At 73.6% G+C, this 22,834-nt stretch carries 14 protein-coding genes and 1 riboswitch; of the genes, 8 read left to right on the top strand and 6 right to left on the bottom strand.

Annotated features, from left to right (window positions below; genetic code table 11):
• Positions 1-43: 43 nt before the first annotated feature.
• Positions 44-2,785, bottom strand: a complete 2,742-nt coding sequence (locus Z164_RS0118415) for a YadA-like family protein (RefSeq protein WP_152541053.1) — start codon at positions 2,783-2,785, stop codon at positions 44-46.
• 224 nt (positions 2,786-3,009) lie between these two features.
• On the opposite strand from Z164_RS0118415, the gene Z164_RS0118410 reads away from it, so the two are divergent.
• Entirely contained in the window at positions 3,010-4,425 is a 1,416-nt protein-coding gene (locus Z164_RS0118410; protein ID WP_024892143.1) for a sensor histidine kinase, read from the top strand.
• Here the strand turns inward: Z164_RS0118410 and Z164_RS0118405 are convergent.
• From Z164_RS0118405 to Z164_RS0118395, 3 genes are read right to left on the bottom strand one after another with little or no spacing between them, the layout of a single operon-like run.
• Positions 4,407-5,180, bottom strand: a complete 774-nt coding sequence (locus tag Z164_RS0118405) for a response regulator transcription factor (protein WP_024892142.1) — start codon at positions 5,178-5,180, stop codon at positions 4,407-4,409. The two genes, Z164_RS0118410 and Z164_RS0118405, sit on opposite strands and share 19 nt — an antisense overlap.
• Positions 5,181-5,208: 28 nt before the next feature.
• Positions 5,209-7,155 (bottom strand): S9 family peptidase, encoded by a 1,947-nt coding sequence (locus Z164_RS0118400; RefSeq protein ID WP_024892141.1) that lies wholly within the window; start codon positions 7,153-7,155, stop codon positions 5,209-5,211.
• 38 nt (positions 7,156-7,193) lie between these two features.
• Entirely contained in the window at positions 7,194-10,211 is a 3,018-nt protein-coding gene (locus Z164_RS0118395) for a TonB-dependent receptor (protein WP_024892140.1), read from the bottom strand.
• 161 nt (positions 10,212-10,372) lie between these two features.
• Between Z164_RS0118395 and Z164_RS0118390 the strand changes: the two genes are divergently transcribed.
• Both Z164_RS0118390 and Z164_RS21565 read left to right on the top strand, forming a co-directional pair.
• Positions 10,373-10,933 carry an RNA polymerase sigma factor gene (locus Z164_RS0118390; protein WP_024892139.1) on the top strand — a complete coding sequence of 187 codons (561 nt, stop codon included), beginning with the start codon at positions 10,373-10,375 and terminating at the stop codon, positions 10,931-10,933.
• On the top strand, positions 10,930-11,955 hold the full coding sequence (locus Z164_RS21565; protein ID WP_024892138.1) for a FecR family protein: 1,026 nt from the start codon (positions 10,930-10,932) through the stop codon (positions 11,953-11,955). The genes Z164_RS0118390 and Z164_RS21565 overlap by 4 nt, the downstream gene beginning before the upstream one ends.
• Before the next feature lie 281 nt (positions 11,956-12,236).
• Here the strand turns inward: Z164_RS21565 and metE are convergent, their stop codons facing one another.
• A complete protein-coding gene (gene metE / locus Z164_RS0118380; protein WP_024892137.1) occupies positions 12,237-14,300 on the bottom strand; it encodes a 5-methyltetrahydropteroyltriglutamate--homocysteine S-methyltransferase in 2,064 nt (687 codons plus the stop codon).
• Positions 14,301-14,516: 216 nt separating this feature from the next.
• A riboswitch (cobalamin riboswitch) is annotated at positions 14,517-14,754 on the bottom strand.
• Between the two features lie 295 nt (positions 14,755-15,049).
• Here metE and Z164_RS0118375 point away from each other — a divergent pair.
• The 5 genes from Z164_RS0118375 to Z164_RS0118350 all read left to right on the top strand — a co-directional run bounded on the left by Z164_RS0118375 (position 15,050) and on the right by Z164_RS0118350 (position 22,213).
• Positions 15,050-16,987 (top strand): TonB-dependent receptor domain-containing protein, encoded by a 1,938-nt coding sequence (locus Z164_RS0118375; protein ID WP_043690885.1) that lies wholly within the window; start codon positions 15,050-15,052, stop codon positions 16,985-16,987.
• A 1-nt stretch (position 16,988) separates the two neighbouring features.
• Entirely contained in the window at positions 16,989-20,876 is a 3,888-nt protein-coding gene (cobN, locus tag Z164_RS0118370) for a cobaltochelatase subunit CobN (RefSeq protein WP_024892135.1), read from the top strand.
• The gene (locus Z164_RS0118365) at positions 20,873-21,355 is read left to right on the top strand and encodes a MotA/TolQ/ExbB proton channel family protein (RefSeq protein ID WP_024892134.1); all 483 of its coding nucleotides are present in this window, start codon (positions 20,873-20,875) and stop codon (positions 21,353-21,355) included. The genes cobN and Z164_RS0118365 overlap by 4 nt, the downstream gene beginning before the upstream one ends.
• Complete coding sequence (locus Z164_RS0118360) at positions 21,355-21,672, top strand: DUF2149 domain-containing protein (protein ID WP_024892133.1); 318 nt, start codon at positions 21,355-21,357, stop codon at positions 21,670-21,672. The genes Z164_RS0118365 and Z164_RS0118360 overlap by 1 nt, the downstream gene beginning before the upstream one ends.
• 172 nt (positions 21,673-21,844) lie before the next feature.
• Positions 21,845-22,213 (top strand): hypothetical protein, encoded by a 369-nt coding sequence (locus Z164_RS0118350; protein ID WP_024892132.1) that lies wholly within the window; start codon positions 21,845-21,847, stop codon positions 22,211-22,213.
• A gap of 30 nt (positions 22,214-22,243) precedes the next feature.
• Here Z164_RS0118350 and Z164_RS0118345 read toward each other — a convergent pair whose 3' ends face one another.
• A complete protein-coding gene (locus tag Z164_RS0118345) occupies positions 22,244-22,807 on the bottom strand; it encodes a thioredoxin-like domain-containing protein (protein WP_024892131.1) in 564 nt (187 codons plus the stop codon).
• Positions 22,808-22,834: the final 27 nt, after the last annotated feature.

Raw genomic sequence — 22,834 nt, 5'->3', positions numbered from 1 at the left:
GAGTTCCCGATTGGATGATGGTGTGCAGACCCGTGGACGCCGGTCACCAGCTGAAGCCGGCGCCGCCCATCACGCTCTTCTCGCCGCCGGAGATCGCGCCGCCGAAGGACACGCTGGCGCGCTGGCCGATCGCGCGCTGGTAGCCGACCGCCAGCGCCTCCTCGCCGCCCTGTGTACCGACGCCGACGCCGACCCGGTTGCGGCCCGGCAGGCCGGCGGTGTTCATCGCCATACCCGCATAGGCGCCGCTCATCGCCGCCATGCGGTCGAAGCGGCGATCCAGATGCTGGAAACGCTCGTCGACCTCCCGGCGCAGGCCGTCGAAGCTGTCGCTGAGGGCATCGAACTGGGCATCGGTATAGGCGTTCGCGGTGGTCACCGCCTGGGTGGCGGTGGTGTCGGCATAGGCCTTGGCATCGGCCACGCCGGCGTTGAGCTGGCCCACGTTGGCCGCATCGGTGTCCGCCGTGCCCGCCGCCACGTTGGCGATCTGGCGCTCGTTGCCGGCGCTGCCCACCGACACCGTGTCCGCGCGGTCGGCCACCGAACCCCGGCCCAGCGCCACCGCGTTGTCCGCCGTCGCGCTCGCGCCCTGGCCCAGCGCCGTGCCCGAGGCCGCGCTCACGCTGGCCCCCTCGCCCAATGCGACCGCGTTCGTCGCGTCCGCGGCGATCGCGCTGTTGGCGCCCACCGCGGTACTGCCGTCGGCCTCCACCCGGGCGTTGCCGCCCAGCGCCACGTCGTTCGCACCGTGCGCGTACGCGCCGCCGCCCACCGCCACGCCGTTGTCGCCGTTGGCCTGCGCGCCGGAACCGACCGCCACCGCATTGGTCCCCTCGCCGATCCCGGAGGCGGTGTCGCCGCCCACGCTCACCTTGTCGTTGCCGCCGCCGCCGTGCGTGGCCAGCGCGTCGATGCGCCGGTCCAGCCGCCCGATCTGCGCGTCCAGCGCGCCCAGCGCGGCGCCGACGTCGCGATAGGTGCCGCCCTGAATCGCATAGGACGGCGCCGACAGCGTCCCGAACGCGGTCACCGCCGCGCCGCCGCCCAGTGCGTCCGCGGCCGACTGCAGGCCCGCGTGCAACTGGGTGCCGTTGACCGCCTGCCGGCTGCCGGCCCCCACCGTGCCCGCGGCCACGTTGCCCAGCACCGTACCCTCGGCCCCGGCCAGGGTCAGCGCGGCCTTGTCCTGGCTGTCGTAGGTCACCGCATTGGCCGCCAGCTCGCCCACCGAGCCGCTCACCGCCTTCAGCTGCGCCAGGTTCACCGCGTCGGTGTCGGCGGTGCCGGCGGCCACGTTCGACAGCACCGTGCCTTCGGCCCCGGCCAGGGTGAGCCGCGACTTGTCGGCGCCGTCGTACAGCGCCGCCTGTCCGGCCAGCGCGTCTACCGCACCGCTCACCTCGTCGAGCTGCGCGACGTTGACCGCGTCGGTGGACTCAGTGCCGGCGGCGACGTTGGCGATCTGCCGGGTCAGGCCGGTGGTGGCGTCGCCGATCGAGACCACGTTGTCGCGGTCGGCGTAGGAGTTGGCGCCCAGCGCGACGCTGTTGGCGCCGACGAAGGTGCCGTTCTCCCACCAGTTCTCCGGCGGCAGGTAGACGCCTACGCGGGCGTTGTGGCCGATCGCGGTGCCATCGACGACACCCTCCGCATACGTGTTCGCGCCGACCAGGGTGGCGCGATGCCCCAGATAATGCGTCCGCGCGTTGGCGCCGATGATCGTGCCGCCCTGGGCGCTCGCCATCGCGTTCTGGCCGATGGCGATGTTGCCGTCGTAGCTGCCCTGCGCCATGTAGCCCAGCGCGAGCGCGTAATGGCCGTGGGTGGTCGCGTTGCGGCCGACGGCGATGGAGTCGTCGCCGTAGGAATAGGCGGTCGCGCCCAGCGAGACCGAGCGCAGGCCATTGGCCTGGGCGCCGACGCCCAGCGCGGTCGAGCTCTGGCCATTGGCCTCGGTCTTCACGTAGCTGCCGCCGATCGAATACATGCCGCCGACCGCGACGCCCTCCGCAGCGGTGGCGCGCGTTTCCACGCCGATCGCCATCGAGGCGATGCCGGTCGCCTGCGCCTGCACGCCGTAGGCGGTGCTGAAATCGGCCTCGGCCAGGGAAATTGCGCCCATCGCGGTGGCCTGCTCGCCCAGCGCGCGCGCGTACAGGCCGGCGGAACTCGCCAGCACGCCGGTGGCCTGGGCGCTGGCGCCGATCGCGGTGGCGCCGGTGCCGCTGGCGATGGTCGCCTCGCCGCCCAGGAACTCGATGGTCTCGCCGAAGAAGTCCACCCGGCGGAACAGCGGGTCGCCGTTCTCGTCGGCGGCCTTGCCGCCGATGGCGAGCGTGCCGTCGGCGGTGGCGGCGGCGGCGTTGCCGAGCGCGGTGGCGTTGCTGCCGAACGCGCTCGCCCCGTAGCCGACGGCGGTGCCGTAGACCCCGAACGCGCTGGCGCCGGCGCCGAAGGCCGAGGTGCCGTAGCCGATGGCGTTGCTGGCCTCGCCGGCGGCCGTGGCGTATTCGCCCTCGGCCCAGGCGCCGACGTCGTCCTCGCCGTCCTCGCTGCCGCGGGCCTGGAACCAGGCTTCCGGCGGCACCGCGGCCGGGCCGGCATCCTCCTGCGCCGGCGCCGCCGCGACCTCGGCGGGCGCCTCGGCGGCCACGGCACCGAAGGCGACCGTCAGCGCCGCGGCCAGCGCCGCCATCGCCGGTGCGCGCCGGCGCGCCGGCTCGGACGCCACGACGTACTGCCCCAACGCCCGATTCCACACCTTGCTGTCAATCTCGTTCACGTCATTCCCCAGGTTGGTTGTCTGCTCGCCGTGCGGGCGGAAGTGGCCGGCATCCTGTCGGCGGACGACGCGATGCACGCCCTCCGCGAGGGCCGATCATGACCAAGGTTTCAAACCGATGTCACTCACGCAAATCGTTGAAGACAAAGGAATATTTCAAATCCCCACGCCAAGGGTGAGATTGGGATAGGCTGGCCGGCGGTTACACCCTTGCGGCCCTTACATTGCGCACCGGTTCCACGTTCCGTTCGTTCTGGCGCTGGCTCGGCTCGGCCCCGATCGCCGACCCGGTCGACCGCCGCAATGCGCCCTTCCTGCAGTTGCTGTTCGCTGCGGTGGGCACGATCACCTTCTCCAGCGTGGCGCTGTACACGGTGCGGCTACGCGAGCCGCATCCGCCGATCCCGCCGGATGCCTGGTTCGGTCTCGCCTGCACATTGCTGGTCGGTACGGTGTCCTGGGTCAGCTTCTGGCTGATCCGCCGCGGCCTGCTGCGGGCGGGGGTGAAGTTCTTCGTGGTGGCGCTGCTGGTCAGCCTGGCGATCGCGTACTCGCGCCTGGGGGTGGGCGAGCTGACCAACGATCCGGTGCCGCTGCTGCCGCTGGCGATCGGCGGGCTGGTGCTGGGGCGGCGCGCGCTGTGGGGCGTGTTCGCGGTGCTGGCGGCGATCTGCGTGGCCAGCGCGCTGGCGGAACTGGCGCGCTCGCTGGGCACGCCCGGGCACTCCTCGCTGCGCCTGGCCGGGCTGGCGCTGGTGACGGTCGGCGCCTACCTGCTGATCGCCCTGCTGCTGGACCGCACCGTGGCCGCGCTGCGCGAGAGCCTGGCCGAGTCCGACCGGCGGCGCCACGAACTGGAGCGCGTCAACGCGCAACTGCGGCAGGAAATGGCCGAGCGCGAACGCGCGCAGGAGCAGCTGATCCACGCCCAGAAGATGGAGCTGGTCGGCCGCCTGGCCTCGGGCGTCGCCCACGACTTCGACAACATCATCAACGTCATCGCCGGCTACGCGAGGCGCCGCGAGCAACTGGCCGATCGCGGCACCGCGGCGCTCGTGGACGCGATGGGCGGGATCGAGATCGCCTCGCGCCGCGCGCTGGCGATCAGCCGCAAGCTGCTCAACTTCAGCCGCAGGCCGGAAGGCCGGCCCGAGCGCTTCGACCTGGGCGAGGCGCTGCGCGAGCTGCAGCCGATGCTGCGGCAGCTGTTCCGCGCCGGCGTGCAGCTGCGCCTGGATGCGCCGGAGGACGCGCTGACGGCGGCGATGGACCGCGACCAGCTGGAACTGGTGGTGCTCAACATCGCCGCCAATGCGCGCGACGCGGTCGGCGAGCGCGGCCGCTTCGCGATCGAGTGCTCGCGCGAGGGCGACACCGCGCTGCTGCGGCTCGCCGACGACGGCTGCGGCATCCCGGATCACGTGCTGCCGCACGTCTTCGAGCCGTTCTTCACCACCAAGCCCGCCGGCGAGGGCACCGGGCTGGGGCTGTCGCTGGTGCGCGAGATGGTGGAGGCCGCCGGCGGCCGCATCGAGGCGCACAGCCGCGTCGGCGAGGGCAGCCGCTTCGAGATTCGCCTGCCGCTGGCGGCGCCGGCCGACGCCCTGGCCGGACCCGCGGTTCAGCCGGCCAGCAGGTAGCCCACGCCGCGCGCGGCGCGCAGCGGCAGCGCCTCGCCCGCGCCGGCGATGCCGGCGGCCTTGCGGCGCAGCCGGTGCATCAGCATCTCCAGCCGGTGCGGGTCGAACGCATCGACGTCCTGCACCAGTGCCGCGATCAGCGCCTCGCGCGCGACCGCGTGGCCGCGCCGGGCGTCGAGCGCGCGCATCACGCTGCGCTCGGACGCGGTCAGCGGGACCACCCGCCCCTCGGGCGAGGCCAGGCACCAGCCGTCGGACTGCAGCCGCCAGCGCCCGGCCGGCGCCGCCGGCTCGCGGGGCCCGGACGCCTCCACGCCGGCGAGCCGCTGCGCCAGGTTGCGCAGGGTCAGCGCCAGCACCTCGATGTCGACCGGCTTGCGCAGGAAGGCGTCGGCGCCGTGGCTGAGCGCGCGCACCTGGTCGTCGCGTTCGCGGTTGGCGGTGAGCATCACCACGCCCATGCGCGGCGAGACCTTGCGCAGGTGCGCGACCACGCTGAGCCCGCTCTCGTCGGGCAGGCCGATGTCGAGCACGGCCAGGTCGAAGCCGCGCTCGAGCATGGCGCGGTACAGGCCGCCGGCGCTGGCCGCGCCGACGACGTCGAAACCGAAGTCCTGCAGCCCCGGCAGCAGGATGTGCTCGCGCAGCGCGTCGTCGTCCTCGAGGACGACGACGCCGGTTCTGCGGTCTTCGGCGGGCGCGGGCGGGCGTCGAACGGGCACGGCTTCGGCGAGGTGGCGGGCTGCGCCCAGCATACCGCGCGGCGGCCGCGCCCCCGCCGCCTCAGCGCGCGTCCAGCAGCGTGCGCTTCCAGAACTCCACGCCGGCCCAGAAGATGAAGTCGCGGTTCTCGCGCTTGTGGAAGCCGTGGCCCTCGTTGCGCGCCAGCACGTGCCAGGCCTCGCCGCCGTGCGCGCGCACCGCGGCGACGATCTGCTCCGCCTCCGAGGCCGGCACGCGCGGGTCGTTGCCGCCGGTGGCCACCATCAGCGGCACGCGGATGCGCTCGACGTTGCGCAGCGGCGAGATCTCGCCGAGCTTGGCGCGCTGGGCCGGATCGCGCTCGTCGCCGTACTCGACCCGGCGCAGGTCGCGCCGGTAGGGCTGGGTGTTCTCCAGGAAGGTCACGAAGTCCGAGATCGCCACCGCGCAGCTGGCCGCGCGCAGGCGCGGGCTGTAGTGCACCGCCGATGCGTAGCACATGTAGCCGCCGTAGGAGAATCCGTACACGGCGAAGCGCTCGGCATCGAGCGCCGGATCGCGCTGCAGGGCGTCCAGGAAGGCGCCGATGTCGCGCACCGAGTCCTCGCGCTTCCACGGCCCGTTGTCCAGGCCGAGGAAGCGCTTGCCGTAGCCGGAGGAGCCGCGCACGTTGGGCAGGAAGATCGCGATCCCCAGCTCGTTGACCAGGTAGTTGTCGGCGCCGAGGAAGCCCGGCCGGCTCTGCCCTTCCGGGCCGCCGTGGATGTCGACGATCAGCGGCCGCGGCCCCGGGAAGCGCGCGGGGTCGGGCCGGTACAGGAAGCCGGACATCGGCTCGCCGTCGTAGCTCTCGATCTCCACCAGCTCCGGTTCGCGGTTGCGCGACAGGTCCAGGCCGCCGGCCTCGCTGAAGGTCCAGCGGCGCACCGCCAGGGTGTCGGGATCGATCGAGAACGCGTCGCCCGGCACGCCGGCCGCGGACAGGCTCAGGCCGATCTCGCCCCAGGGCGCGATCTGGATCGGGTCGCCGAAGCTCCAGTGCAGCACGCCGGCCGGCAGGCCCTCGACCTCGCGCACCGCGCCGCTGGCCGGGTCGAGCACGCGGATGCGCGATACCCCGGCCTCGTTGACGGCGTAGACCACGAAGCGCTCGTCCGGCGCCACCGCGTACTCGTCCACGTCCCAGGGCGCCTCCGGGCTGAGCGCGACGAACGCACCGCTGCGCGGGTCGAGCTTGCCCAGGCGCACGAAGTCCGAGTCGCGCCCGGACAGCACCCAGATCCGGCCGTCGGCGGCGTAGCGCGCCGAGGCGTAGGACACCGCCTGCGCGGGATCGGTCAGCGCCGTGATCCGGCCGCTGGCCAGGTCGATCTCGTGGATCGCCGCGTGGTCGATCGAGCGCCGGTCGATCGCCAGCGCGCGGGTGCCGTCGGGCGAGAAGTCGCTGATGTTCCACCCGCCGCCGGCGACCGTCGCCACCCGGCGGTCGCTGGCGGGATCGCGCGGGTCCATCACGTACAGGTCGGCATCCGCGCCGTTGCGGCGGGTGGAGGAATAGCCGATCAGGCGGCCGTCGCGGCTCCAGGCGCCGAACCAGTTGCGGCTCTTGCCGTCGGTCAGCAGGGTCAGGCGGCCGTCCTGCAGGCGGTAGAGCTGGTAGAACTCGTCGCCGCCGACGTCCTTCTGCACCACCAGCGCCTCGCCGCCGGCGGGCGCGTGGGTGGCGAACGGCGTGGGTTCGTGCTCGAAGCTGATCTGGCGCCGCGCGCCTTCCGGCGCCGCGACCCGGAACAGCTGGTCGGTGTTGCCGAAGCGGGTCTTGATCAGCATCGAGCGGTCGGCCGGGTTCCAGCCCAGGAAGCCCGCGCTGCGGAACTCCAGGTAGGGCCGGGTGGCCTCGGCGGTGGCGGCCGGGATCTTTGGTACGCCGTCGGCCAGCACCGCGGCCGGCGGCGCCACCTCGGCGTGCGCGGTCGCCGCCGCGGCGGTCAGGGCCAGGCCCAGGAAGGTGCTCAGGAGAGGGTTCATTCGATTCCCGTGGTTCGGTGGACGGCAGGGCATGGCGGTCAGAAGTTCAGGCGCACGCCGGCGGTGTAGTAGCGCCCCATCACGTCGTAGTAGGGCGAGAAGGTCGAGCCGATCGGCGCCAGCTTGTTGGTGGCGTTGTTGATCGCCGCGTACAGCTCCACCTGCCGGCCTTCGCCCAGGCGCGCGCTGGCGCCGAGGTCGTAGTAGACGTAGCTGCCGATCGCACCGTTGACGATGGCCTGGTTGCGATCGTACTGGCCGGCGGCGATGTAGCGGGCGCGCACGTGGGCGGAGAAGCGGTCGCTGGCGAAGCCCAGGCTGGAGACGGCGCGCCACTTCGGCACGCCCAGCCCGAAGGCGTAGCCCTGCGAGCCGACGTATTCCATGTCGTTGACGCCGTCGTCGGTGGTCAGGCTGTGGATCCAGGTCGCCAGCGTGCGCGCGGTCAGGGTGCCGCCGACGCCGAACAGCGTCGCCGGGCGGCGGTAGGCGATCTCCACGTCCACGCCGTCGGTCTGGTACTCCGACAGGTTGGTGTAGGTGGACACGATGCGGACGATCTCGCCGGCGGCGTCGCGCTCGACGCGGGCGCACATGGCGGCGTTGCCGGCCGCGCAGCGGTTGAGGATGTCCTGCAGGCCGATGGTGGTGATCACGTCCTGGATGCGGATGTCGAAGTAGTCGACCGACAGGTCCAGGCCCTCCACCGCCGGCGGCGACCAGGTCACCCCGGCGGTCAGGGTGTCGGCGGTCTCCGGCACCAGGCCGGGGTTGCCGCCGCCGTTGCTCAGCGCGTAGACGGTGCGGTCGGTCGCCGGATCGAGCACGTAGCTCCAGCCGGTGGTGCTGGTGGTGTACAGCTCCGACAGGTTCGCCGAGCGGATGTCGCGCGAGCGCGCGGCGCGGCCGCGGAAGCCCGGGAAGAACTCGTTGGTCGCGCCCAGCTTCCACGACCAGATCGCGCCGGTGGTGGAGTAGTCGGACACGCGCGCGGCGGCGTTGAGCGAGAAGTCGCGCAGGCCGGGGTGGTCCTTGGCGATCGGCAGCAGCACCTCGCCGAACAGCTCCTTGACGTTGAAGCTGCCCTTCATGGGATTGAAGCTGAAGGAGCGGAAGGCCTTGGCCGCGTCCAGCGCGCCGACGCGCTGGTCGATCGATTCGCGCCGCGCCTCCACGCCGACCGCCACCGAGGCCGCGCCTGCCGGCATCTCGAAGGGCTCGCCGCGCAGGCTCGCGCCGAAGGTGTCGAGCCTGACGGTCGAGCGCTGGCTGGGCGTGCCGGTGACGTAGTCGGCGGCCTCCTGCGACGGCGCGCCCTCGCCGAACAGGTCGATCGGCACGCAGTGCACGCTGGGATCGTTCAGCGTGACCCGGCACACCGGCTGGCCGCTGGCGGGGTCGATCACCGAGTCGATCGCGTTGGCCCACTCCTGCCGCAGCACGAAGCCGGGGGTGTCGAAGTTCTGCTCGGCCTCGCCGTGCGAGTAGTACGCGCTCCAGCGCCAGTCGTCGCCGGCGTAGCCGTCGAAGGCGAGCGTGGCCTGGGTGGTGCGGCGCTCGAAGTCGATGTGCGGGTAGTTGATGTCGTTGTTGAAGCGGCCCAGGGTCAGGCTGCTGGCGCCGGCGGCCAGCATCTCGGCGCGCACCTCGTCCGGCAGGAAGGCGTTGTCGATCCCGATCGACAGCGACTGGCCGCGGTTGTGGTCGCCGAACCAGATGTAGTCGTTGTACATGCGCGAGTGGCGCAGGTCGGCGGTCATGCGCACCGCATCGGTCAGGTCGTAGCGCACGCTGGCCAGCGCCGAGTAGCGCTGCTGCGGCGCGCTCAGCGGGCTGTAGTCGTCGTTGGACGGGCCTTCGCCGCCGCTCATCAGCGCGCCGACGACGGTGCCGTAGTCGAAGTCGCGCAGCGAGCCGTCGGGGTTGAACGCCTTGCCGATCAGCGAGAAGCCCTCCAGCGCATTGCCGGCCGCGTCCTTCGCGCCGGAGATCAGGCCGCCGATGGCGGCATCGGAGAAGCCGACGTCGGGCATCAGCGTGGGCGTGCCGTCGATCGACAGCGTCGACCAGCGCCCGGCGCGCTCGCGCGCGCTGCGCGGCACGATGCCGTCGTTGTCGAGGTACTCGCCGCCGATCAGCACGTGGCCGCGGCCGTCGGCGAAGTCGGCGCCCCAGGCGCCCTCGAAGCGACGCTCGTCGCCGTCGGAATAGGTCGAGCGGCCGGCCTGCGCGCCGAACTTCGCCCCGGTGAAGTCGTGGTCGAGGGTGATGTTGACCACGCCGCCGACGGCGCCCGAGCCCCAGGCCGCCGAGGCGCCGCCGGTCACCACGTCGACGTACTTCACCAGCACCGAGGGAATGGTGTTGAGGTCGTTGTCGCCGGAGACGCGGCGCCCGTCGAGCAGCACCAGGGTACGGCTGATGCCCAGGCCGCGCAGGTCCACCGGCGCGTTGCCGGCGCCGGTGTTGGAACCGGTGGTCTGCGGCGAGCTGGTGGCGCGGAACTGCGGCAGGTCGTTGAGCGCGGCACCCACGTTGGTGCGCGTGTCCAGGCTCAGTTCCTCGGCGCTGATCGGCAGGATCGGCGTCGGCGAGACGAAGTCGGGCCGGTCGATGCGCGAGGCCGAGACGCGCACCGCGTCGAGCTCGGTGGCGCCGGAGGGCGCGCCCTGCGCCTGCGGCGCGGCGGCTGGCGGCGTCGCGGCGGCGGGCCGCTCGAGCGGGACGATGATCACCCCGGCCTCGCTCTCGCGGTACGACAGCCCGGTGCCGGCCAGCAGCCGGCCCAGCGCCTCGTCCAGCGTGTAGCGCCCGGAAAGCCCGGGCGCCTCGAGGCCGCGGACCAGTTCCGGCGCCACCATGATCTGGCGGTCGGCGGCGATGGCGAGCGCGTTCAACGCCGAGCCGAGCGGCTGGCGTTCGATCGCGTAGTGCTGCGCGGCGGTCTGCGCCGCGGCCGGCGCGGCCGCGGTGGCGACGCCCAGTGCGACGGCCAGCGCCGTGGCCAGCGGACGAAGCGAAAGCCGGCGATCGCCGTGTGTCCCGGAACCCCTCATGTATTCCCCTCGATGGTCGTAAGCCGTTGGCGGTCGTCCATGACGGGTCGAGCGATCCTTCATTGGGGTAGACGCAGCGCTGCGCGGATTCCTCACCTTGCCGGCGCACCGGGACTTGACGTAGGGTCGGGAACGCCCGTCCGTCGTCGCCCCCACCCCCAATGAACCGCCCCGCCACCGGCCAGGCGCCCGCAGCCGCCGTGCCGCACGCCGATGCGCGCGATGTCGGCCAGCTGGCGCTACGCCACCGGCCGGCGCTGATGCGCTATTTCATGCGCCACCTCGCCTCGCGCGAAGACGCCGAGGACCTGACCCAGGAAACGCTGGCGCGGCTGAGCCAGCAAACGGCGCAGAGCCTGGCCGGCGTGGCCAACATGGAGGCCTATCTGCTGCGCATCGCCTCCAACCTGCTGCGCGACCGCTTCCGCCGCGATCGCAGCCACCACGCGGCCGACCATGTCCCGATCGAGATCGCGGCGCCGGGCCTGCCGGGTGAGGAACCGTCCTGCGAGCGCGTCTACGAACACGAGGCGCGCCTGCGACGTTTCCTGCAGGCGCTCGACGAGCTGTCACCGCGTTGTCGCCAGGTGTTCCTGCTGCAGCGATATGATGGCCTGACCTACAGCGCCATCGCCAAGCGGCTCGGGATCAGCGCGAGCGCTGTGGAGAAGCACATGATGCGCGCGCTGCTGCACTTGGACGCGAAGCTGGGCGGAGCATGAAGCCTGAACTCGAATCGATCGCGGGCGGCGACCCGGTCCGCCAGCAGGCGGCCGCCTGGTTCGCGCGGCTGCGCTCGGACGACGCGACCGCCGCCGACACGCAGCGCTGGACCGCATGGCTGGAGGCGGATCCGCGCCACCGCAGCGCCTACGAGCGGCTGGAGCGGCTGTGGTCGGAAGCGGGCGAACACGCGCCGCACCCGGAGATCGCGCGGCGCCTGGCGGACGGCCCTGCGGGGATCGGGCGCACCGGCGCGCGCCGGCGGTGGCTGTTCGGGCTCGCGACCGCCGCCACGCTCGCGGCATCGGCGATCGGCGCCTGGGCGCTGCGGCCGCCGGCGGCCGCGGACACGACATACGCCACTGCCGTCGGCGAACAACGCAGCCTGTCGCTGGAAGACGGCACCCGGGTGACCCTGGACACCGACACCCGGCTGCGCGTGGCCTACCTGGACGACGAGCGCCGGATGGTCCTGGACCACGGCCGCGCCTTCTTCCGCGTCGCCCACGAGGCGCGCCCGCTGTCGGTGCGTACCCGCCACGGCGGCGTGCGCGTGGTCGGCACCGCGTTCGAGCTGCGCGGCGACGAACGCGCGGCCGAGGTGGCGCTGATCGAGGGCGAAGTGCTGCTGTTGCCACCGGAGCACGCACGCGGCCCCGCGGCGGTGCCGGTGCGGATGGTCGCCGGCCAGCGCGCCCGGCTGGGCGACGGCCTGACGGCGCCGCGGATCGAACCGCTGCGGGCGACGGCCGCGCCGGCCTGGCTGAGCGGGCGGCTGGTGTTCGAGGACGCGTCGCTGGCGGACGCGGCGGCAGAGTTCAACCGCTACGGCCACGGCCGCATCGTCCTCGACGGCGATGGCCTCTCGGCGATCCGCATCACCGGCGTGTTCCGCAGTGACGGCGCCGCCGCCTTCGCCGGCGCGCTCGCCGACGCCTACCCGGTCGCGCTGGACGCCTCCGAGCCCGGCGTGCTGCGCCTGCGTCCCGCGCCGGATCGCGACGAGGCGCGCGCGCCCTAGGGTGCATCGACATCCAGCGCGAGAAGCGCCTCCCCGCAAACGGGGAGCCATGCTGCCTTTTCCTTCCCCCGCAAGCGGGGAACACCCTGTTTTTCCCTTCCCCCGCGAGCGGGGGAAGGTGCCGAAGGCGGATGGGGGCACGCCGCAGTGAAGGGACGATATGCGCCCGCTCGCGGGAGAAGGAACAACATGGTCCCGCTCGCGGGAGCAAGACAGGATGCCCCCGCGGGAGAAGGAACGACTTCGACCTTGCGGGTCGGTGTCGATCCGGCAGCCCGCGCTCAGGCGGCGGCTTGCGCGCGCAGCACGCGGGCGGCGGCGACCATCGCCTCCAGCGCGGCGCGCGTCTCCGGCCAGGCGCGCGTCTTCAGCCCGCAGTCCGGGTTCACCCACAGCTGCGCCGGCGGGATCACCGCGCAGGCCTTCTGCAGCAGTTCGAGCATCTCCGCGGCGTCGGGCACGCGCGGGGAATGGATGTCGTAGACGCCGGGGCCGATGCCGTTGGGGTAGCGGAAGCGCACGAACGCATCCAGCAGCTCCATGCGCGAGCGCGAGGTCTCGATCGAGATCACGTCGGCGTCCATCGCCGCGACCGCCTCGATGATGTCGTTGAACTCCGAGTAGCACATGTGGGTGTGGATCTGGGTCTCGTCGCGCACGCCCGCCGCGCTGAGGCGGAAGCTCTCCACCGCCCAGTCGAGGTAGGCGGCCCAGTCGGCGCGGCGCAGCGGCAGGCCCTCGCGCAGGGCGGGCTCGTCGATCTGGATCGCGCGGATGCCGGCCGCCTCCAGGTCCTGCACCTCGTCGCGCAGCGCCAGCGCGATCTGCCGGCAGGTCTCGGCGCGCGGCTGGTCGTCGCGCACGAACGACCACTGCAGGATCGTCACCGGGCCGGTCAGCATGCCTTTCATCGGCCGCTGGGTCAGCGACTGCGCATAGGCCGACCAGCGCACCGTCATCGGCGCCGGGCGCGCCACGTCGCCGTAGATCACCGGCGGCTTCACGCAGCGCGAGCCGTAGCTCTGCACCCAGCCGTTCCTGGTGAACGCGAAGCCGTCGAGCTGTTCGCCGAAGTACTCGACCATGTCGTTGCGCTCGAATTCGCCGTGCACCAGCACGTCGAGGCCGATCTCCTCCTGGATGCGCACGCAGCGCTCGGTCTCGGCCTCCAGGAAGGCCCGGTAATCGGAATCGGAGAGCTTGCCGGCGCGATGGCGGGCGCGCGCCTGCCGCACCTCGTGGGTCTGCGGGAAGGATCCGATGGTGGTGGTCGGGAACGGCGGCAGGCCCAGCGCCTCCTGCTGCAGCTCGGCGCGCCGCGGGTAGGGCGACTGGCGCTGCGCGAGCACCTCGGCCAGGCCCTGCAGCCGCGCGGCGACCTCCGGCCGGTGTACCCGCGGCGAGCGGCGCCGGCTTTCCACCCGCGCGCGCGCCTGCGCCAGCGCATCGGCCACGGCGCCCTCGTCGGCCAGCGCGTCGGCCAGCAGGCGCAGTTCCTCCAGCTTCTGCCGGGCGAACGCCAGCCAGCCGCGGAATTCCTCGTCGAGCGCGGTCTCGTGGGCGGTGTCCACCGGCAGGCCGGCGGCCAGCGGCAGGTTGTCGCCGAGCGCGCCGAAGTAGGTCGCCAGCAGCAGCTGCGGCCGCGGCCCCTGCGCCAGCGCGGCGTAGGCGCGCGCGTAGGCGTCGCGCACGCGCGCGTCGAGGTCGAGCACCAGCACCGGCTCGTCCACCTGTACCCAGCCGGCGCCGGCATCGTGCAGCCGCCGCAGCAGCTCGGCGTAGACCGGCAGCAGCGCGTCGAGCAGGTCGAAGCGGTCGCTGCCGTCGGTGGTCTTGGACAGCCACAGCAGGGTGACCGGCCCGATCAGCACCGGACGGGTCTCGATGCCCGCCGCCTTCGCCTCCAGGTACTCGCGTACCGGCTTGTCGTCGCGCAGGCGGAAACGCTGGCCGGCGTGCAGCTCCGGGACCAGGTAGTGGTAGTTGGTGTCGAACCACTTGGTCATCTCCAGCGCGCGCAGGTCGAGCCCGCCGCGCTGGTGTCCGCGCGCCAGCGCGAAGTAGCCGGCCAGCGGATCGGCATCGGCCAGCGCGCGGTAGCGCTCGGGCACCGCGTCGACGCAGAACGCGGCGTCGAGGACCTGGTCGTAGAGCGAGAAATCGTTGCTCGGCGGCAGGTCCACGCCGGCCTCGCGCTGCAGGCGCCAGTGGCGCAGGCGCAGCGCGCGCGCGGCCTCCTGCAGCGCCTCGGCCGCGAGGTCGCCCTGCCAGTAGCCCTCCACGGCGCGCTTGAGCTCGCGCTTCGCGCCGATGCGGGGGAATCCAAGATTGGTGACCAGTGCCATGTCGTGTCCTCGTGCGTGGGTGGCGGGAGGACGCGGGCGGCCGTGCGCGCACGCGCCTGGCGGCGCGCGCGTCGTCCGGCCGACCTTCGCCTCCCTCGGGCGAACCGGCACCTGCGCGGAACGGGCACGGGCGCGCCGCCGGCGCGGCAAGGCGCGGCGGAACGCCCCGGCGACCTCCCCGCGGAAGTCCCAGGTCGTACGGCCGGGCGCCGTTGCGCGCGCCGGCCGGCCGGGGCAGGTCTTCGGGCTCGTGGACGCGGAGCGCGTGCGCTCCTCCTACTGTCCGCCGCTTCCCGGTCGCGTCTGGCGCTTCCAGTGCTGATGGCGAAGTTCGTTTCCACCTACCGCTGCGGGGCAGCGCCGGCTTGGGATCGCGAGGATCCGCACCGGCTTCCCTTTTAATTCAATCGCTCCATTCGGATGAAGCGATGAAACCTCGGCGGCGACACGTTAGGCGCTGCCGGGGCGGCGGTCAAGGGTGGAGGAAACCGGCGCGGCGAAGACCGCCATCCGGTGTCGGGCCGGGGCCGGCGCGGGGTGGGGAACGGGCAGCGGCTGCGCTCGTTCACGTCATGTTATATCATTACTATTCGGCAGCGCCGGTCGGCGCTGTCGTGCGCTACCGGGCGGCTTCCGCGCCGGCTCCGGCCGCGCCGCCCCCAGGGACGGGTTCGTCGTCGCGGCAGCGCGGGCCGCTCGCCGCCGCATCCAGCCTCCTCTCCACCCGAAAACCCGTCCGCAGGTACCCCGTGTTCCCCACCGTCCCCGTTCGAGCCGGCCTCGCCGGCGCGCTGTCCCTGCTTTGCCTTCCCGCCTTCGCCGACACCGCCGCGCGCGACCTCGACACCCTGGTGGTGACCGCCACCGCCACCGAGCGCACGCTGGCCGACGCGCCGGCGTCGATGAGCGTCGTCACCCGCGAGGACCTGCTCGAGCGCCCGGTGCTGGACCTGGCCGATGCCCTGCGCGGTACGCCCGGCGTGAGCCTGGACGGCATCGGCATGGGCCGGCGCGGCATCCGCATCCGCGGCATGGACAGCGAGTACACCCTGGTGCTGGTCGACGGCCAGCGCATCAACCCGGCCAGCGATGCGATCGCGCACGCCGACTTCGACCTCGGCTGGATCCCGGCCGAGGCGATCGAGCGCATCGAGGTGGTGCGCGGGCCGATGTCCTCGCTGTACGGCTCCGAGGCGCTGGGCGGGGTGGTCAACATCATCACCCGCGCCGCCGGCGAGGCCTGGCATGGCGGCCTGCGCCACGGCGGCGGGATCGTCACCGGTGGGCGCGGCGGCGGCGTCGCCCAGACCGGCGTGCACCTGGCCGGTCCGCTGCTGCGCGATCGTCTCGGCATGAGCTTCCAGGCCGAGCACCGCGAAAAGGACCCGACCCGCGACCCGGCCGACGCCCGCCTCACCGAGCAGGAAGGCCGCGACGCCGACACCGCGCGCGTGGCGCTGGCGTGGACGCCGGACGACGCCCAGCGCATCGACGTCAGCCACCTCGTCGGCCGCGAACGCCGCGAGCGCGACGCGCTGCAGGCCGGGCGCGCGCCCTACGTCTACCGCAGCCGCGACGACATCGACCGCCGCCAGACCACCGTGTCGCATCGTGGCGGCTGGCGCTGGGGCGAGACCCAGGTCCGCGCCTACCGGTCCACCCTCGACCGCGAGAACACCCGCGACCTCGGCGCGGCGACCGGCCCGCAGTCGCTGACCGACGACATCGTCGACGGCCTGGCCACCCTCGGCCTCGGCCAGCGCCACCGCGTCAGCGCCGGCGCCGAATGGCGGCGCGAGCGGCTGCAGGACGCGAGCGTGAACGCCGCCGGCCGCGACGCCCGCGTGCAGCGCGCGCTGTTCGTGCAGGACGAGATCGACCTGGGCGCGCTGTCGCTGGTGCTCGGCAACCGCGCCGACCACCACGACACCTTCGGCTGGCATCACTCGCCGCGCGCCTACGCGGTGTACCCGTTCGGCGACGGCTTCGCCCTCAAGGGCGGCCTCGGCGCGGGCTTCAAGGCGCCCACGCTGAAGAATCTCTCGCCCGGCTATGCCGCGGTCGGCGGCGGCGGCATGTTCACCATCGTCGGCAACCCGGCGCTGAAGCCGGAGACGGTCACCACCTACGAGCTGGCGCTGGCCTGGGCCCATGATGCGCTGTCGCTGGAGACCACGGTGTTCCAGAACGACCTGGAAGACCTGATCCAGACCGTGTGCACCGCCGCCTGCGGCATCCGCGGCGCCGAGCGGCGCAGCTACGTCAACGTCGCCGAGGCGCGGTTGCGCGGTGCGGAATTCGGGCTCCGCGCGCAACTGCCGGCGGGCTTCGACGCCGAGCTCAACTACACTTGGCTCGATGCGGAGGACCTCGTGGCCGGCCGGCCGCTGACCGGCCGCAGCCGCCACAGCGGCCATGCCGGGCTGCGCTGGACCGACGAGGCCTGGAACGCCGGGCTGCGCCTGGACTACACCGGGGCGCAGTGGCAGACCGGCGACGGCGGCCTGGTGCGCCTGCCCGGCTATCCGCTGTGGTCGCTGGACCTGGGCTACCGCATCGGCGAACGCATCGCCCTGCGCGGCGGCATCGAGAACCTCGCCGACAAGCGGCTGGATCCGTCCTCCGCGCTGTATCCGTACCCGGAGACCGGACGCTACGTGCACGCGCGGGTGGAGCTGGGTTTCTGACGTGCGCACCTGGGCGACAGGCTGCCTGCTGTGGCTGGCGGCGCTCGCTTGCGCGCCGGCCGCGGCGCAGGCGCCGCTGAGGATCGCGGTGGTGACGAGCGACTTCGTGCTGCCGGAGAAGATCGCGCGCATCGACACGCTGGCGCGCGAGACCGGCGTGCGCTTCGAACACGCGCCCGTCGGCAGCGACCTGGATGCGGTGGTCGCCGCGAGCGACCTGCTGCTGCTCGACACCCCGCGCCCGTCCGACGCCGCCGCGGTGCAGGAGGCGCTGGGCGGGCGGCTGGCCGCGCCCGGACTCCGCTGGGTGCGCATCGGCGGCGGGCCGCCGGCCGCCGGCGGGCTGTCGGCGCCGCAGGTCCGGCGCATCGCCGGCTACTACGCCGGCGGCGGCGCGGCCAATTTCCGCCATCTCGCCGCCTACCTCGCCGCGTTCCTGGGCGGCGGCGACGCGGACGCGGTGCCGCCGCCGGTGCCGATGCCCGCCACCGGCTACTACCACCCGGACGCCGCGCGGGTATTCGCCGATGCCGCCGACTACCGCCGCTGGCGCCGCGAGCGCGACGGCGCCGACGCCGCCATGCCGACCGCGGCGATCCTGGTCGCCCCCGGCGCGGTGGCCGGTCTGCAGACCGCGGTGCTCGACGCCATCGTCGCCGCGGCGCGGGCGCACGGCGTGCATGCGTTCGGCGCGTGGTTCGACAGCACCGCGCCCGACGGCCTGCAGCGCGCGCTCGACGGCCTGGAGGTCGACGCGATCGTCAACCTGACCCACCTGCAGGACGTGGGCCTGCGCCGCGAGGAATTCGCGCGGCTCGACGTGCCGGTCCTGCAGGCGCTGAACTGGCGACAGGGCCCGCCCGCGCAGTGGCGCGCGGCCGCCAGCGGGGTGCCGATGCCGCTGGTGCCGACCTTCCTCGCCGTGCCCGAAGGCTTCGGCGCCAGCGATCCGCTGGTGGTCGGCGCGGTGGAGGACGGCGCGCAGGTGCCGATCCCCGAGCAGGTGGACCTGCTGGCCGCGAAGCTGGCGCGCCTGGCCGCGCTGCGCCGCACCGCCAACGCCGACAAGCGGCTGGCGCTGATGTTCTGGAACTACCCCGCCGGCGAGGCCAACCTCTCGGCCTCGCACCTCAACGTGCCGCGCAGCCTGGAACACCTGACCGCGGCGCTCGCCGAGGCCGGCTACCGGGTGACGCCGGCGGATGAGCGCCGCCTGATCGACGACGCGCAGGCGCTGCTGGGCGGCCTGTACCGGCCCGAGACCCTCGATGCGCTGCACGCGCGCGGACTGGCGGCGGCACTGCCGCTGGCCGACTACGAACGCTGGCTGCAGACGCTGCCGGCGGCGCAGCGGCAGGCCCTGCTGGCACGCCACGGCGCCCCGGCCGACAGCCCCGCGGTGCGCCGCATCGACGGCCGCGAGGTGCTGCTGCTGCCGCGCCTCGAACTGGGCGCGCTGGCGGTGCTGCCGCAGCCGCCGCGCGGCGCGCGCCCGGGCGAGTCCAGCCACGACCTGGCCGCGATCCCCGACCACCGCTACCTGGCCACCTACCTGTACCTGCGCCAGGGCCTGCGCGCCGACGCGCTGATCCACTTCGGCACCCACGGCACCCAGGAATGGACGCCCGGCAAGGATCGCGGGCTGTGGGCCTACGACTGGCCGTTCGCGATGCTGGGCGACCTGCCGGTGTTCTATCCCTACATCCAGGACAACGTGGGCGAGGCGGTGCAGGCCAAGCGCCGCGGGCGCGCGGTCATCGTCAGCCACCAGACGCCGCCGTTCGCGCCGGCCGGGCTCTACGACGAGCTGCGCGACCTGCATGCGCTGGTCCACGAACTGCTGCAGCTCGACGACGGCGGCGTGCGCACGCGTACCGCCGCGCGGCTGGTCGATGCCGCGTTCGCCGCCGGCATCGGCGAGGACGTGGGCTGGACCCGCGCGCAGGCGCTGCGGGATTTCGACGCCTTCGCGCAGGCGCTGCACGACCAGCTCCACGAACTGGCGCGCAGCGCGATGCCGCTGGGCCTGCACACCTTCGGCCGGCCCGCCGCGCCCGAACACCGCATCGCCACGGTCATGCAGCAGCTCGGCACGCCGTACTACGCCGCGCTCGGGCTCGACGCGGACGAACTGTTCGCCGACGACGCCGAGGCCCTGCAGAGCAACCCGGCCTGGCGCTGGCTGCAGGTCCGCCTGCCCGAAGACGGCCCCGCCGTCGAAGACCCCGCCCTGCGCGACCTGCTCGCGCAGGCGCGCCGGAGCGAACGCGCGCTGGCCGATCCGCAGGAGATCGAGGCGCTGCTGCGCGGCCTGGCCGGCGGCTTCGTGCCGCCGGGCGCCGGCGGCGATCCGGTGCGCGACCCGAGCCTGCGCAGCGGCCGCAACCTGTACCCGTTCGAGCCCGACCGCATCCCCACCCGCGCCGCCTACGAGGCCGGCGGCGAGGCGCTGGCGCAGCTGGTCGAGGCGTTTCGCGCCGAGCACGGGCGTGACCCGGACAAGCTCGCCTTCAGCCTGTGGTCCTCGGAGGCGATGCGCCAGCTCGGCGTGCTGGAAGCGCAAGTGCTGCACGCGCTGGGCCTGCGCCCGGTCTGGGACCAGGCCGGCCGCGTGACCGCACTGGAGATCGTGCCCGAGGCCGAGCTGGAGCAGCCGCGCATCGACGTGGTGCTGCAGGTCACCAGTGTCTACCGCGACCAGTTCGACGGCTTCATGCGCCTGCTGGCCGATGCGATCGACCGCCTCGCCGACACCGGCGACCATCCGCTCGCGCGCAACGTCCGCATGCAGGCCGAGGCGCTGGCCGCGCGCGGCGTCGATCCGCGGCGCGCGCGGGCGCTGGCGGCGCTGCGCATCTTCGGCAACGCGCCGGGCGCCTACGGCAGCGGCTTTTCCGAGCGCGTGCTGGCCGACGAGGCCGGCGCCGACAAGGGCGACGCCGCGCTCGCCGGGACCTTCCTGGCCAACCTGCAATACGCCTACGGCGCGCGCGACTGGGGCGTGGCGCTGGAAGGCGGCAACCTGTTCGCCGACCAGTTGCGCGGCACCGATGCCGCGGTGCTCTCGCGCTCCTCCCACACCCACGGCCTGCTCTCGACCGATCACCCGTTCGAATACCTCGGCGGCCTGGCCACCGCGATCCGCCACCTCGACGGCCGGGAGCCGGCGCTGTACGTGACCGACACCCGCGGCAACGCGCCGCGCATCGCCACCGCCGCGCGCTTCCTCGCCGACGAACTGCGCAGCCGCCAGCTCAACCCGCAGTGGATCCGCGCGATGCAGGCCGAAGGCTACGCCGGCACCCTGCAGGTGCTGGACACGGTGAACAACCTGTTCGGCTGGCAGGTCGCCGCGCCCTCGACGGTGCGCGACGCGCAGTGGCAGGCGATCCACGACACCTACGTGCGCGACGCGCGCGCGCTGGGCATCGATGCCTGGTTCGAGGCCGCCAACCCGGCCGCGCAGGCGCAGATGATCCGGCGCCTGCGCGAGGCCATCGACCGCGGCCTGTGGGAGGCCGGTGCCGCCACCCGCGCCGAGCTCGATGCGCGGCTGGCGGCGCTCGACGCGCGCATGGCGCGCAGCGACGACGCCGCGCCGTCGGACGCCGCGCCCGCACCGGCCGCCGGGTTCGGCATCGCACCCACCGCCCCGGCACCGCCCGCGCCCGCCGCGGCGTTTGAAGCGCCGCCCGCTGCCGAAGCCGCAGCCCCCGCCGTGCGCGGCCGCGTACTGCGCGAGGTGGCCGCCGAGGCCACCGCCACCGCCGGCCCCCCGTGGCGACCGTTCGCCCTGCTGGCGCTGCTGGCCGGCGGCCTCGGCCTCGGCGGCTGGCGCTATCGCCGCGCCCAGGCCGCCCTGTCCCTCCCCAACGTCCAGACGCCATGAACGCCCTCGAAGCCCTGCTCTACGACATCGCCCACCTGTTCCTGTGGCCGGTGCTGCTGCTGATCCTGTTCGCGCTGGCCTATGCGTTCTGCGTGCTCGGCCAGTTCCTGCTCGAAGCGCTGCAGCGCCGCCGCGGCCGCCACCGCTCCGAGCTCGCCGCAGCGCACGCGCGCGGCGCGGCGGCGACCTCCGACGATCTCGAACTGTGGATCCTCAAGCGCCTGGAATGGCTGCGGATCGTCGCGCGCACCGCGCCGATGCTGGGCCTGGTGGCGACGATGATCCCGATGGGCCCGGCGCTGCTGGCGCTGACCCGCAACGACGCCCAGGCGGTCGGCGAGAACCTGGTGGTGGCGTTTTCCGCGGTGATCCTGGCGCTGGTCGCGGCCAGCATCGCCTTCCTGGTGCTGACCGTGCGCCGGCGCTGGCTGCTGGAAGAACTGCGCGCGATCGAGCGCGCGCAGGCGGAGGCGGGCTGATGCGCTTCCTGGAAGGCGACGAGGCCGACGATCCGATCCTGTCGGTGGTCAACCTGATCGACCTGTTCCTGGTCGTGATCGGCATCCTGATGATCGTCATCGTGCGCAACCCGCTGAACCCGTTCTCGCAGGCGAACGCGGTGGTGATCGAGAACCCGGGCGAGGCCGACATGCGCATCACCATCAAGCAGGGCGAGGAACTCACCCGCTACGAGTCCACCGACGAGATCGGCGAGGGCGGCGGGGTGCGCGCGGGCGTCACCTACCGCCTGCCGGACGGGCGCATGGTCTACGTGCCCGAGGGCGAAGCGCCTTGAGCGCCCGTCGCGCATTCCGGGGCGCGGGCCGGGCTGGTACCCTGCCCGGCCGTATCCGATTCGTCTGCGGAGCTTCCGGTGACCCTGTTGCAATGGATCGGCCTCGGCCTGGCGATCGGCGTCGTCTGCGGCGCGATCGGCGCCTGGCTGCGCCACCGCCGCGGCGGCTGAGGTGCCGACCTGGGCCGCGGTCGCGGCCTACGGGCTGCTGGCGCTCGCCGTGTGGTCGGGCGCGACCGTCTGGCTGCTCGATCGCCGGCTGCGTCGCGACGGACACGATCCTGATCGGGTGTTCGAGCCCGCCGGGGGACCCCGGCGGATCGGCGTACTGATGTACATGAACCTGGCGGTTCCGGCCGTGGTGGTGGTGTTCTCGCGCGGTGCCTGGATGGCGCTGGCCGCGGCGTTCTGCATCGCGGCGGTCGCACTGGCCCGGCTGACCGTGCGCCGCTGGGACCTGCGCCTGGCGAACCACGCGGGCTGGATCGCCTGCGGCGGCACCGCCGCCATGCTGTCGATGGTCGCCCTGCCGCTGGATTGAACGCGCGGGCCCGCGGGCGCCCGCGATGCGCTACCGCTGCACGTCGGGGGCAGTCCCCCCGCGCCTGTCCGCCACCGGCGCGTTGCCGCCGACGCGTTCGACCCAGGCGCGCAGCACCGGCGCCAGGCCCGCGTAGCGGCGCCCGGCCCAGCCGCTGGCCAGCACCCGGCCCTCGCGGTCCAACAGCACCAGGTTCGGCGGCGCCATGCCGCCCAGCGCGCGCAAGCCGGGCATGCGCTCGACCCGGCGATGGTCGATCGCCGGCCACGGCATCGCCTGCCGGGTCATGTAGCGGTGCATCTCGCGCTCGGAGGCGTCGAGGCCGACGTAGACCACCTCGGTGTCGGCGCCGGCCGCGCGCAACGCGTCGTAGACCGCGCGCAGCTCTGGCACGAAGGCATGGCAGGGCGCGCACCAGCCGGCGCCGTAGTAGAGCGCCACGATCTCCGGCTCGCGCGGCCAGCGATAGGCGGCGAAGCGCGGCCCCTGCGGGCGCACCAGCGCATCCGCGATGTCTTCGCGCAGCCCGGGCGGCGCCTGCGGGAGCGCGTCCGCGCGCGCCGGCGCGGCGGCCGCGGCCCACGCCAGGACCATCGCCGCGAGCGCACGCGCCAGCCGCGC

The organism is Luteimonas huabeiensis HB2, from assembly GCF_000559025.1.
Taxonomy (GTDB): Bacteria; Pseudomonadota; Gammaproteobacteria; order Xanthomonadales; family Xanthomonadaceae; genus Luteimonas; species Luteimonas huabeiensis.
Note: the sequence above shows the minus strand (reverse complement) of the source record. Positions and strands in the feature narration are given on the sequence as shown.

Coding starts and splice junctions, on each gene's coding strand:
- Z164_RS0118345 (WP_024892131.1), bottom strand. CDS start 22,807: ATGGTCCTGGCGTGGGCCGCGGCCGCCGCGCCGGCGCGCGCGGACGCG.
- Z164_RS21565 (WP_024892138.1), top strand. CDS start 10,930: ATGAAGCCTGAACTCGAATCGATCGCGGGCGGCGACCCGGTCCGCCAG.
- Z164_RS0118390 (WP_024892139.1), top strand. CDS start 10,373: ATGAACCGCCCCGCCACCGGCCAGGCGCCCGCAGCCGCCGTGCCGCAC.
- Z164_RS0118360 (WP_024892133.1), top strand. CDS start 21,355: ATGCGCTTCCTGGAAGGCGACGAGGCCGACGATCCGATCCTGTCGGTG.
- Z164_RS0118400 (WP_024892141.1), bottom strand. CDS start 7,155: ATGAACCCTCTCCTGAGCACCTTCCTGGGCCTGGCCCTGACCGCCGCG.
- metE (WP_024892137.1), bottom strand. CDS start 14,300: ATGGCACTGGTCACCAATCTTGGATTCCCCCGCATCGGCGCGAAGCGC.
- Z164_RS0118395 (WP_024892140.1), bottom strand. CDS start 10,211: ATGAGGGGTTCCGGGACACACGGCGATCGCCGGCTTTCGCTTCGTCCG.
- Z164_RS0118365 (WP_024892134.1), top strand. CDS start 20,873: ATGAACGCCCTCGAAGCCCTGCTCTACGACATCGCCCACCTGTTCCTG.
- Z164_RS0118405 (WP_024892142.1), bottom strand. CDS start 5,180: ATGCTGGGCGCAGCCCGCCACCTCGCCGAAGCCGTGCCCGTTCGACGC.